The following is an 11,591-nucleotide window of genomic DNA, read 5'->3' on the forward strand; positions in this document are numbered from 1 at the left end:
GGCATCGTCGCGGTCTGATTCGCAGTGCCGATCACGCGCTGGTTCATTCGTCCGATGTGGCCGCGACCGTCGCTTTTTGCAATTGCGGGCGCGGGCCGAATAGGCGAGAAGGGCGGCGTTTTGCCGGCAATGTTGGATCGGATCAATGATGTCAGATACGCTGCGGGCCGTGCTGCTCGGCATTGTCGAGGGCGTGACCGAGTTTCTTCCAGTATCCTCGACCGGCCACCTGCTGCTGGCGGAACGCTTCTTCGGGCTCGGCGAGGACGGCTTCTGGAAGAGTTTTGCGATCCTGATCCAGCTCGGCGCCATCCTCGCGATCGTCGCGCTGTACTTCTTCAAGCTGTACCGCGTCGCCATCGGCGCGCTGACCAATGCCGATGACCGCCGCTTCATCATCGGCGTGCTGATCGCCTTCCTGCCGGCGGTCATCATCGGCCTCATCGCCGGCAAGTACATCAAGGCGCTCCTGTTCGACCCCTGGGTCGTCTGCTTCTCGCTGATCGTCGGCGGTGCCATCCTGCTGTGGGTCGACCAGATCGATCTCAAGCCCCGGGAGCATGACGCCACGCGCTATCCGCTGCTGATGTATCTGTGGATCGGCGTCGCGCAGTGCCTGGCCATGATTCCCGGCGTGTCGCGCTCCGGCTCGACCATCGTGGCGGCGATGCTGCTCGGCGGCGACAAGCGCTCGGCCGCGGAGTTCTCCTTCTTCCTGGCGATCCCGACCATGGTCGGCGCCTTCGTCTACGACTTCTACAAGAGCCGCGCCGAGATGACGTCCGATCATCTCGGCCTGATCGCGATCGGCTTCGTCGTCTCCTTCATCACCGCGATGATCGTGGTGAAGGCCTTCCTGGGCTACGTCACCCGCCACGGCTTCGTGCTGTTCGCCTGGTGGCGCGTCATCGTCGGCACCCTCGGCCTGATCGCGCTGGCGCTCGGGAAGTAGTTATCGCGTAGGGTGGGCAAAGGCGCGTAGCGCCGTGCCCACCGTTCTCACCGAGAATGCCGTCGCAAGACGGTGGGCACGCTTCGCTTTGCCCACCCTACGGGCTGGTGTGCCCCTCACGCGTTCTTGCGCTGGAATTGCCCGGCGGAGCGGAAGCGCCAGAGATATTGCGGGGCGACGGCCTCCAGCGAATCCGGATTGATGCCGAGGCCCTGCAGGGTCAGCCCGGCGGCCTTCGCCGCCTCCGACACCACATTGTCGTGGCGCAGCAGCTCGACCTGGTCCGGCGTCAGCTTCAGCGGGCCCGGCGCGAACTGCAGCACCGCGGCCTGCAGCTTGGCGAGACCGAACGGCAGCGGCAGCAGCGCGCGGTCGCGGTCGGTGATGTCGAGGATGATCTTGAGGATCTCGCGGAAGCTCAGCACCTCCGGCCCGCCGAGCTCGTAGGTGGCGCCCGGCTGCGCCTTGCCGTCGACGGCATCCGCCACCGCTGATGCGACGTCGCCGACATAGACCGGCTGCATCTTCGTCTCGCCGCCGCCGATCAGCGGCAGGAACGGCGAGATGCGGGCGAGGCCGGCGAAGCGGTTGGTGAACTGATCCTCGGGGCCGAACACCACCGACGGCCGCATGATCACGGCCTCGGGCACCGCGGCCAGCACGGCGGCCTCGCCGGCCGCCTTGGCGCGGGCGTAGCTCGAGGCCGATTCGGCATCCGCGCCGATCGCCGAGACGTGCACCAGGCGGGCGCCGGCGGCGGCCGCCGCCTTGGCCACGACGGCTGCGCCTTCGGCCTGCACGGCGTTGAAGGTCTGGGCGCCGCCCTCGGTCAGGATGCCGACCAGGTTGATCGCCACATGGCTGTCGCGCAGCGCCGCCGCGACCGAGTCGGGATAGCGCAGATTGGCCTGCACGGTGTGGATCTGGCCGACCCGGCCGAGCGGCTGCAGATGGCCGGCCAGCTCCGGCCGGCGCACCGCGACCCGGATGCGGTAGTCGCGCTTGGCCAGCGCCCGGACGACGTTGCGCCCGACGAAGCCGGAGCCGCCGAAGACGGTAACGAGGGTGTCCAGATTCGATGCCATTGGGATCATTCCTGGGATAGCCGGGCGGTCGATCCGCCCCGGACGAGAAGCCTGTCAGCGGCGATTCGCACCCCGCGGCCCGCCATCTTGCGGCGCTGTATAGCCCATCGTCCGCATCGCGGAAAAGGGAGCCGTGTTTTTGCGCGTGGCTTGAGAAAAATTGTCATCTTGGGCTCCGAGTGGTTTGACAAGCCGCCGTTCGATCCGTACACACCGCCTCCACATGCCCAGGTGGCGGAATTGGTAGACGCGCTGGCTTCAGGTGCCAGTGGCTTAACGGCCGTGAAGGTTCGAGTCCTTTCCTGGGCACCACGCTTCGCTCTTCGAGCTTCGCGTGGCGCCGCCGAGCTGAGACTCGGCTTGTGATTTTTCCTCCCGCTATCGTTGTAGCTGCCGAAGGTGCCGTACCACGCATTCCGTGGGTCGCAGACGCTTCGTCGCACATTGGCTCTTTCGCCGTGCGCGCCGTTTCGGGCATGACGACACCTCGTGGTATTCTCGATCTCGCCGCGCTGACAGTCAGCCCCCTCCCCCTTGCGGGGAGGGGTTGGGGGTGGGGGTCCACACGCTCCGCGGCACATGATGCGCACCTCGCTTCTCGTGCTTCAGAGAGGTGGTGCCCGTCACTTGCTTCATCGCCCGGAGACCCCCACCCCCCACCCCTCCCCGCAAGGGGGAGGGGAGCGCACCGTCACCACGGCGAGTGCCTGGTTCAATCGCGTAACGACCGAGCGCAACGCGTCTGCGGTCCCTGATCATTCTCATCATCGCGAACAGCGACCTGTCCTTGGAAAAAATCTGGGACCAGCATTTTCATCCTCGCGGCGCAGTCCGCGCCCGAGCTCTGAAGATTGTCTCGCCCTTCAATCATGAGGGCGCAGGGAAGGCCGGGTGCCGACTGCACCCATGGCCCGCCAGCGAGAAAAAATGCTGGCGGCAGGAACCACAGGTACGCGCCGGATCATCCGGCCCTCCCTGCGCGAGTGGTTTTAACGGCTGCTTCGCGTTCTCCCTGGTGCGCCGGGCTGTCTGGCCACCATCCCCACGCGAGGCCAAAGCCTCGACGCGAGTTGATATCAGCTTCGGGATATCAGGACCGCGCGACTTGACCGTGCGTGCATCCTTGTTCGTCCGCGCGATTAGCTCACGCTGCAACGACACACGCCCATCGCATCCCACTGCCAACGTCTCGTGACGGTCGCGACACGCCCCTCATGCGGCAGCAGGGACGCGCGGAAATGTGCAGCTGATTTGCCCGACGGTGCAAGGGCAAATGCTGCGACAGACTGGCACGACGGGCAGTTCGGAGATGGGTGGTATGTCGAAGGCGGTGATGAGCGATCGGCTCAATCGTTCAGCTTCAACCGTGCGCACGATGACTGTAGCTTTGGCTGAAGAAGTTGCGATCCTTATTCCGAGGACGCACGCGGGTCGAAGCGCTGCGAAACGGCTGACAAAGAAGGGACTCCGGATGACGGATCAAATCGTGGTCGGGCTGGCGTCTTGGATCATTCTGGATACGAACTACCCTGATTTCAAGAGCGGCTCCGAGGCCGCATTTGCGCTCGTGTTCTCGCCGAAGAAGCCGTTAGAGGACATCGCGCCGCATGCTGCCGTGGCGCCGTCGCGGATCCACCGCGGCAGTGGCGTCTACGGCATCATCGCGCAGGTCGTCCATGTCGCCGAGGACTGGTGGGTGATCGACGCGGGCGTTCTCGCATTCCAGGATTCTAGCCCGCCCGTCGATGCCAAGCCCGGCGCATGGCTGCGTGGCGAGATCCAGATCGATATCGATCCGTACGACTACTTCGAGCATTGGGGCCATCAGCCCGGTGTGCCGGCCTTGATCTACGAGTGGCGCATCGACAAGATCGAGGTCCAGACCGCGCCCTATGTGGAAATCAGCCCTCGCAAGTTCGCGCTCGACGCCACTAAGCTCGGCTGGCGCGAGGTTGCCGAGACCAAAGCGTTTGAGGACCCCGCCGGGGAGTATCTCCTCCATTGCACGCGCCTGAATGGCCCTCGCTGGCCGCGGAGCAAGCGTCTTCCATAGAGGCGACGCGCCGGGTCCAGACGACGGGAAGCCATGAACGTCTCGCCTCCGTTCTTCTCGTAGCGAAGGATGATTCTCGGGCCTCCGATTTCATCAGTTCGGATCATCGGAGACCACCGTCCTCCGGGCGATCATCTCGTGAAGATTCGTCCTGACCTCCTCGATCACTTCGGCCCAATCGCGTCTTTCGCGCTGCCGGAAAAGGCGCATCGTCGGGTACCAGACGCTGTCGTCACGCTCCAGCAGCCAGCGATAGTCCGGCGTGTACGACAGCAGCGTCCAGGTCGGACGACCAAGCGCGCCGGCGAGATGGGCGACACTGGTATCGACCGTGATCACGAGATCGAGGCAGGAGATCAGCGCGGCGGTGTCCACGAAATCGGTGAGCTGGCTGGTCAGGTCCAAGATCCGGCTCGCGTCCTGCAGCGCAGTCTGGTCCTCGGCCTTGGGCTCTTTCTGCAGACTGACGAACACCGCGTCTTCGTCAAGCAGACGGAGAACCGTGCGCAACTGGATGGAGCGATTGTGGTCGTCCAGGTGATTTGGATTGCCAGACCAGACCAGGCCGACACGCAGCTTTTCATGCGCGCCGAGACGCTCCTCCCAGAGTTGGATCCGCTCCGGATCAGGCGCCGGCAAATAAGAGACGGGTGCAGGAATAGTTTCCAGCGTCGTTCGAAACGCGAAAGGAAGGCTCATGATCGGGCAATGGACATCGACTGCTGCCAGGTCGGCCGCCTCCGACACCGGAATACACTGCGAAATCCCGGGCGTATTCGACAGGAGAGGAAGCAACGACTTCTGAACCGCAAGAATGACGCGGGCGCCCAGCGCGGCGACCATCGGCACGTAGCGGGCAAACTGGATCGTATCGCCCAGCCCTTCGTCGGCGGCGATGACGATGGTTTTTCCCGCGATATCGGGGTGCCCCTGCCACATCGGCTGCTGGAACCGGGGATAGGAACTCGGCAAATGCCAGCGAGCCTCTCGCCCCGCCCAGCCCGCATCAAAATTCCCCAGCAGGAGGTTCAAATGCGCCGCTCCCAGATCGGCCAGAGCGTCACTCGGATCGCTGTCCTTCAAACGCCTGTAGATCTCGAACGCCTCGTCGAAGCGACGAAGCTTCGTCAGGACGGCAGCCCTGTCGTGCAGCGCATCCCTGGAGCCAGGCTGCAGAGCCAGAGCTCGCTCGAACCATTCCAGCGCCTCTTCGTCTCTGCGCATCGTGCGCAAGACAATGCCGGTCTTGACGCAGATGTCGGAGTTGCCCGGTTCGATCTCGTGGGCTCGCCGGCAGAGCACAAGGGCCTCGTCGAAGCGCTTCAGCGCGTTCAGAAGCGCACCACGCATCAAGAGAGTCGGCACGTCATTGGGCCGCAAAGCGTCGCTCAGGTCGAGACAGGCGAGCGCTTCGTCGATCCGCCCCAACCGTTGAAGCGTGATGCCGCACTGGTTTGCGGCCTCCCAGTTCTGCGGATTCAGCTCCAGCACGCGCTGGAAGCTCGAGACGGCGTCGGCCAGCTGCTGCAGACGAACCAGGGCGTTGCCCCTCAGCATCCACAGATCGGGGCTTTCAAGACCGAGCGCCCTCGCCTTGTCGCAGACTTTGATCACCTCGTCTGGGCGCCCCTGGACCTGGAGCACCGTGCCGAGACTCAGGAAGTATTGCGGCTGAATGTCCTGCTGGATCGCACGGGATACCCACTGGAGTGCAGCATCGTATTGCCCTGCCTGCAGCGCGAGGATGCCCAGCAAGTTGAGCGTCGGCGCGTGTCCTCCATCGATCGCAAGCGCCAGGTGGCAACACCCTTCGGCGTCTGCGTGGCGGCCATTCGCGATTTCACGCAAAGCTGACTCATAGAGGATCGCAGCACCATCAGGCTGAACAGGTTTGGGCTTCGCCTTCGTATGCGAGGCCCGATGCTCTCGACGATTCATTGTAGCAAGTTGCTCCCGCTGCAAACTCAAACTACGTGATTCTCAGAGTGGCTGAAACTCAAATTCTACCTCTGAATGTGGCTATGCTCGCAATGGTTGTGCATCCGGCGTTGGACGTCATGACAGGCCGGATCATCAATCGCGATGAGATATGGAGGACATCTGCGGTCAGCCGACGTCGCTCCGTGATCGTGCGCCAGCCCGGGCTGGTAGCCGACCGGCGCGGCGTCCTTGACGCGGAGTCTCATTTTGTTTTTTGCACGTGCGATCCGTCAGCATGACTGACAAATCGACGGGAAGCCGCAGGCTTCGCGGCAACGCCGCGGGACAGCGGCGCAAATGCGAGCAATTACATCGATCCCGCTGTCGTTGCGCGGCGTTGCGTGGCACGCGGTGGCCTGTGCTGGCGCGATCGGGCTTGCTGCATTGCCGATGCGACGCAGGACGCATGCCCTAGGTCGTCGGGAGAACTTCCCTTCCGGTGCATTCCCCCCGTCAAGATTCGACGTTAGGTTGAGCCGTCCCTCGTCCCGTCGACACACGGCGCATCACACGAGCTCGGGGTAGCGGCAGACGATCCGGCAAGGCAGCCGCGACAACGCGGTGGCCATCAATCAAAAACGTAGCGGAGGAAGTGCCATGATGAAGCAACGGAAACGTCTGGCTGCGCCGGTCGCGCTTGCCATCACCACGATGCTCGCCGCGTCGGCGGCGTCGGCGCAAGCGGTGGATACGGCGCGCATCGAGGCCGGCGGTCAGAACGACTGGCTGACCTACCACGGCTCCTACAAGTCCTATCACTACAGCCCGCTCGCCCAGATCAACGCCAATAACGTCGCCAATCTCGGCGTTGCCTGGATGCACATTCCCGGACGCTCCACCCGCGGCCTGCAGTCGATGCCGCTGGCCGCCGACGGCGTGCTCTACTACACCGGTTCCTACAGCCGCGTGTTCGCGCTGAACGGCGCCACCGGCGAGGTGATCTGGTCCTACTTCCCGGAGCTGGATGAAGCACTGGTCGCGCGCCAGACCCACTCGCCCTACAATCGCGGCGTCGCGATCGGCGAGGGCAAGGTGTTCGTCGGCACCATGGACGGGCGGCTGATCGCGCTCGACATGAAGACCGGCAAGCTGGCCTGGGAAACCAAGCTGATCGACTCGCAGAAGCTGACGGTCGGCTTCACCGGCGCTCCGCTTTACGCCAACGGCAACGTCGTGATCGGCGCGCAGGGCGGCGAATGGCCCGGCCGTGGTCCGATCTTCGGCGTCAACGCCGCGACCGGCGCCAAGAAATGGGAGTTCCTGACGGTGGCGGGCACCGAGGAGGCCCAGAAGACATGGGGCAATGATTCCTGGCGCACCGGCGGTGGCGGCGGCTGGATGCCCGGCACGTATGATTCCGAGACCAGCACGATCTGGTGGGGAACCGCCAATCCGGCGCCGCTCTACGACTGGTCGGGCGGCGACTGGAAGACGCAAGGCGCCCGCCCAGGCGACAATCTCTATACGTCGTCGGTGATCGGCCTCGACGTCGACAGCGGCAAGCTGAAATTCCATCACCAGGAGCTGCCGCACGACGCCTGGGACTTCGACAGCGCGGTCGGCGAATTCCTGATGCTCGATCGCGACGGCAAGAAGCTGACGGTGCATCCCAACAAGAGCGGCTACATCTTCGTCTATGACCGCGAAGCCAAGGTGCAGAACGTCTGGCGCATCACCGAGAACAGCAACTTCGTCAAGAATATCGACCCCAAGACCGGCGAGCTGATCGGGCGCCGCGACTTCACGGCCGGCAAGGTCAGCGAGCCGCTCTGCCCGCACATCTCCGGCGGCGTCAGCTGGAACGCCGGCTCCTACAATCCGAAGACCGGCCTGTACTACAAGCTCGGCCAGGAATGGTGCATGACGCTCGACATCGTCAAGACGACGCCGGTGGTGGCACCGCAGGCGCAGCTCAACATCGGCGCCAACTTCGCGATCGCGAAGCCGCCGAGCGGTGAGATCTACGGCCATCTCGACGCCCGCGACCCCGTCACCGGCGCCAAGAAATGGGAGGTCCGCTTCCCCGAGCCGCCGCTCGCCAGCGTGCTCTCGACCGGCGGCAATCTCGTGTTCGTGCCGGATTCGCGCGGCACCGTGCATGCCTATGATGCCGAGAACGGCACCGAGCTGTGGAACCACTCCGACGGCACCGGCCACCAGGGCGGCATCATCAGCTACGCGGTCAACGGCAAGCAATACATCGCCATCACCGCCGGCTTCGGCGGCATGGCGGCCGACGACTACGCGCCGACCTTCGGCGGCGTCTACAAGAGCATGCCCAGGGATGACGGCGCGCTCATCGTCTACAGCCTGAAATAGGCTTGAGATCACGGGGGCCGGCGATGCCGGCTCCCGTGCCTCTCAGCGGCTATTGGCGGTATGGTGAAGCGCTGTCGCGACGAACAACCCTGGCAATTAGTTACTCCGTCATGCCCGGGCTCGTCCCGGGCATCCACGTGCTTCTCAGCGTGCTGAACAACGTGGATGGCCGGGACAAGCCCGGCCATGACGATGCGGAGGTGGGCGAGGGCACCGCTGCGATCGTCACATGCGATAGCCGTGGTGCCACTAGCCCTGCACGTCGGGGCGCAAAGGAAGCGGGATCTGCTTGATGAGACTTGGCTCGATGAGGTTCGAGTTGATCGGAATGGTGTTGACGACATCAGCTTGGACGATGATTGAAATACTGCGGCGAGCTGCTACGATCGGGCGGTTGCGGCCATTGATCATGGCTGCCGCGTTGACCGGCGCTGCACCGGCCTTCGCGCAGTCGGCCGCGCCCGCGCAGCAAGCCGAGCCGCTCGACGTCCAGCAATTGTTCGCATCGACCTGCGGCTGGTGCCACTCCGACGCCGGCCGTGTCGCCGGCAAGGGCCCGCAGCTGATGGATTCGCCGCGCAGCGACGACTTCATCCGCAATCGCATCAAGGTCGGCAAGCCCGGCGCGATGCCGGCATTCGGCGAGGTCTTCACCGACGCGCAGATCGACGCGATCATCGTCTACATTCGCGCGCTGAAACCCGATTAGGAGGTCGGCGTGCCGCGCGCGAAGCTGCCCACCGGACCGAGCGTCATCCTTTGAGGACCACGACATGACACGATTGCTCGCGCTGCTCGCCGCCATGGCTGTCCTGATCGGCCCGGCCGAGGCGCGCTCGCTCGACGCCATCCGCTCGCTCGGCCAGATCGGGCTGTGCGCCCATCCCAATTCGCTGCCCTTCGCCAGCAAGGCCGGCGACCCGCCGGGTTTCCAGGTCGAGATGGGCCAGGCGGTGGCGCGCGAGCTCGGCGTCGCGCTGCGGCTCGACTGGATCATCACCATGTTCCAGCTCCGCGCCGCCGGCTGCGACATCGTGATGGACGTCATCGCCGATCCGCAGGCGCTGGAGGAAACCCGGCTGAAGACCACCGGGCCCTATTATCACACGGGCGTGGCGCTGGCGGTGCCCCAGGCAAGCCAGCTCACCTCGGCCGCCGGCCTCGATGCGACGACCAAGGTCGGCGTGCAGGTCGGCTCGGTCGCGGCGATGCTGATCAGCCAGCGTCACGTACCGACATCGACCTTCGGCTTCGAGATCGACAGCCTTGACGCGCTGGCCAACCACGAGATCGCTGCCGCGGCGGTGACGCCGGCCAACGCCGCCTATTACAACCAGACCCATCCCGACAAGCGGCTCCGCATCATGGCCCTCGACGAGGGCGAAGCGAACCTCAACTGGAACGTGGCCATCGGCATGGTCCGCCCCGACGACGCCCTGCGCGAGGCCATCGAGGCGGCGCTGGCCCGCCTGCGCGCCGACGGCACCGTCGCGCGCATCTACGGCCGCTACGGCGTGACGCTGCAGCCGCCGAAATAGCCGGCGTGTTGCACGACCGCCGGGCGGATCGCGGATTGTGCTGGCCTGTTTCGTCGACGGCGCAGGGCAGGGGCCCGGCGCGTGCCGGGCGTCGCTTGCGATCTTTGATTGTCGGCGGTAGCATCCTTCCGTCTGAGCCCCGATCCCTGCCTTGGCGCCTCACGGCCATTTCCTTCCTCTCCCTCGTCCGTCATTGCGAATACAGCCCATGTCTTTGATGTCGTTCATGCCAGGCGCCTGCATCGAAGCTCGCGCCGCGACCGGTCGTCGTATGGCCGGGCTTTTGAGCATTCTCCTCGCCGTCGCTGTTGCATTGCTGTGTGAGCCGCCCGCGGCGGCCGAGGAGATGTTCAACTACGATGCGTCCAAGCCGATGCATTTCTTCAGGGCTGGCGATGGCGGCAATTGCAACGGCTGCTCGTGGATCGCGGCCGAGGGCACGATTCAGCGCGATACGCCGGAGGTGTTTCGGCAATTCCTCGCGAAGGGCTGGAGTGGCTATGAGATCGCGTTCAATTCGCCCGGCGGCGATCCCGCGGCGGCGATGCGGCTTGGTGAGATCATCCGCGAGCAGAACCTCCACACCTCCGTCGGCAAGACCATCGGACGGCTTGATCCCGAGGATGATCGCATCAACACCGTCGACGGCGGCCAGGACCCGGGCCATTGCGCCTCGGCCTGCGTCTGGGCGTTCCTCGGCGGCGTCAGGCGCGCCGCCAAGGAGGGTGAGCTCGGCGTGCAGCAGTTTCACGATCCCGAGGCGATCAAGGAGCCGAAGGCCAAGACCGCCAGCGCGATCGACCGCGCCGCCGATCAGTCCATGATAGGCGCGCTGATCACCTACGTCATGCGCATGGACGCCAACCCGAAGCTCATCGGCCTCGCCGCCGCGGAGACGCCGTGGCGCGAAGTCAGATGGCTGAAGCTGCAGGAGATCGTCGATCTCGGCATCGACACCAGCAAGGACTATTCCAGCCCGATGACGATCGAGCCGTTCGGCGCGGGCGGCTCATACGTCGAGATCATCAGCCGCACGACGTTCGCAAGCTTCCGCCATCGCCTGTATTGCCGGGGTGACGCCTCCAACGTCTACCTGGCGATGATCCCGAACTCGAAATACGACAGCAGAACGTTCGAGGCGACGATGCGCGGCATCATGGCGGAGCGGTCGGTCGACCTGATCAGTGACTCCGGCAAGCGCAGCTTCCCGCTCAAGCTGGCTGCCATCGAGTCTGCACCGCTCGGCATCCAGACCTCCGTTCAGATCGTCGGCGCGACGATGGCGGACCTGCAGACGGCCAAGCGCATCGAGATCGCCTACGACGGGCTCGGCAAAGTCGATTCCGAGATGGTGATGGGGCTGCAATTCGACCTCGCCGGCGACCGCCGCAAGATCGGGATCGTCGCGCGCTCCTGCGTGAAGTGAGGGGCGGCAACGAAGTCTGGGGCAGACGAGCCGTCTGTGCATGGGAGCAAGCCGGCAACTCCACCGTCATTGCGAGCGAAGCGAAGCAATCCAGGGCTCCGCGTGTGATCCTGGATTGCTTCGTCGCTTCGCTCCTCGCAATGACGGTGCGGACCCCTGGGCAAACGGGATGCCGCTCGAGGTTGCAGCCACGGTGAGCAGGCAGGCTTCGCCGGCCGAAGCCGGCGACGCCACGACG

9 protein-coding genes and 1 tRNA gene are annotated in these 11,591 nt (G+C 64.8%); 7 read left to right on the forward strand and 3 right to left on the reverse strand.

Annotated features, from left to right (window positions below):
* Positions 1-145: 145 nt before the first annotated feature.
* Complete coding sequence (locus QQL87_RS12930; RefSeq protein WP_284418526.1) at positions 146-952, forward strand: undecaprenyl-diphosphate phosphatase; 807 nt, start codon at positions 146-148, stop codon at positions 950-952.
* A 116-nt stretch (positions 953-1,068) separates the two neighbouring features.
* Here QQL87_RS12930 and QQL87_RS12935 read toward each other — a convergent pair whose 3' ends face one another.
* On the reverse strand, positions 1,069-2,037 hold the full coding sequence (locus QQL87_RS12935; protein WP_284418527.1) for a complex I NDUFA9 subunit family protein: 969 nt from the start codon (positions 2,035-2,037) through the stop codon (positions 1,069-1,071).
* A 225-nt stretch (positions 2,038-2,262) separates the two neighbouring features.
* Here QQL87_RS12935 and QQL87_RS12940 point away from each other — a divergent pair.
* Positions 2,263-2,349, forward strand: a tRNA-Leu gene (locus tag QQL87_RS12940).
* A 1,006-nt stretch (positions 2,350-3,355) separates the two neighbouring features.
* On the forward strand, positions 3,356-4,090 hold the full coding sequence (locus tag QQL87_RS12945) for a hypothetical protein (protein WP_284418528.1): 735 nt from the start codon (positions 3,356-3,358) through the stop codon (positions 4,088-4,090).
* Between the two features lie 93 nt (positions 4,091-4,183).
* Here the strand turns inward: QQL87_RS12945 and QQL87_RS12950 are convergent, their stop codons facing one another.
* Positions 4,184-6,028 (reverse strand): tetratricopeptide repeat-containing glycosyltransferase family protein, encoded by a 1,845-nt coding sequence (locus QQL87_RS12950; protein ID WP_502871163.1) that lies wholly within the window; start codon positions 6,026-6,028, stop codon positions 4,184-4,186.
* Between the two features lie 639 nt (positions 6,029-6,667).
* Here QQL87_RS12950 and QQL87_RS12955 point away from each other — a divergent pair.
* Entirely contained in the window at positions 6,668-8,389 is a 1,722-nt protein-coding gene (locus QQL87_RS12955) for a pyrroloquinoline quinone-dependent dehydrogenase (RefSeq protein WP_284418530.1), read from the forward strand.
* A 249-nt stretch (positions 8,390-8,638) separates the two neighbouring features.
* Here QQL87_RS12955 and QQL87_RS12960 read toward each other — a convergent pair whose 3' ends face one another.
* Positions 8,639-8,800 (reverse strand): hypothetical protein, encoded by a 162-nt coding sequence (locus QQL87_RS12960; protein WP_284418532.1) that lies wholly within the window; start codon positions 8,798-8,800, stop codon positions 8,639-8,641.
* Between QQL87_RS12960 and QQL87_RS12965 the strand changes: the two genes are divergently transcribed.
* The 3 genes from QQL87_RS12965 (at position 8,799) to QQL87_RS12975 (ending at position 11,353) form a co-directional block, all read left to right on the forward strand.
* Positions 8,799-9,098, forward strand: a complete 300-nt coding sequence (locus QQL87_RS12965; RefSeq protein ID WP_284418533.1) for a c-type cytochrome — start codon at positions 8,799-8,801, stop codon at positions 9,096-9,098. The two genes, QQL87_RS12960 and QQL87_RS12965, sit on opposite strands and share 2 nt — an antisense overlap.
* A gap of 64 nt (positions 9,099-9,162) precedes the next feature.
* The gene (locus QQL87_RS12970) at positions 9,163-9,927 is read left to right on the forward strand and encodes a substrate-binding periplasmic protein (protein WP_284418534.1); all 765 of its coding nucleotides are present in this window, start codon (positions 9,163-9,165) and stop codon (positions 9,925-9,927) included.
* Positions 9,928-10,198: 271 nt separating this feature from the next.
* On the forward strand, positions 10,199-11,353 hold the full coding sequence (locus QQL87_RS12975; protein WP_284418535.1) for a COG3904 family protein: 1,155 nt from the start codon (positions 10,199-10,201) through the stop codon (positions 11,351-11,353).
* The last annotated feature ends 238 nt before the right edge of the window (positions 11,354-11,591 follow it).

It is taken from the genome of Bradyrhizobium sp. SSBR45G, assembly GCF_030159255.1.
GTDB lineage: Bacteria > Pseudomonadota > Alphaproteobacteria > Rhizobiales > Xanthobacteraceae > Bradyrhizobium.

What these genes read in the sequence shown, in the direction of transcription:
- QQL87_RS12930 (WP_284418526.1), top strand. Translation starts at nt 146, where the DNA reads ATGATGTCAGATACGCTGCGGGCCGTGCTGCTCGGCATTGTCGAGGGC.
- QQL87_RS12935 (WP_284418527.1), bottom strand. Translation starts at nt 2,037, where the DNA reads ATGGCATCGAATCTGGACACCCTCGTTACCGTCTTCGGCGGCTCCGGC.
- QQL87_RS12945 (WP_284418528.1), top strand. Translation starts at nt 3,356, where the DNA reads ATGTCGAAGGCGGTGATGAGCGATCGGCTCAATCGTTCAGCTTCAACC.
- QQL87_RS12950 (WP_502871163.1), bottom strand. Translation starts at nt 6,028, where the DNA reads ATGAATCGTCGAGAGCATCGGGCCTCGCATACGAAGGCGAAGCCCAAA.
- QQL87_RS12955 (WP_284418530.1), top strand. Translation starts at nt 6,668, where the DNA reads ATGATGAAGCAACGGAAACGTCTGGCTGCGCCGGTCGCGCTTGCCATC.
- QQL87_RS12965 (WP_284418533.1), top strand. Translation starts at nt 8,799, where the DNA reads ATGGCTGCCGCGTTGACCGGCGCTGCACCGGCCTTCGCGCAGTCGGCC.
- QQL87_RS12960 (WP_284418532.1), bottom strand. Translation starts at nt 8,800, where the DNA reads ATGATCAATGGCCGCAACCGCCCGATCGTAGCAGCTCGCCGCAGTATT.
- QQL87_RS12970 (WP_284418534.1), top strand. Translation starts at nt 9,163, where the DNA reads ATGACACGATTGCTCGCGCTGCTCGCCGCCATGGCTGTCCTGATCGGC.
- QQL87_RS12975 (WP_284418535.1), top strand. Translation starts at nt 10,199, where the DNA reads ATGGCCGGGCTTTTGAGCATTCTCCTCGCCGTCGCTGTTGCATTGCTG.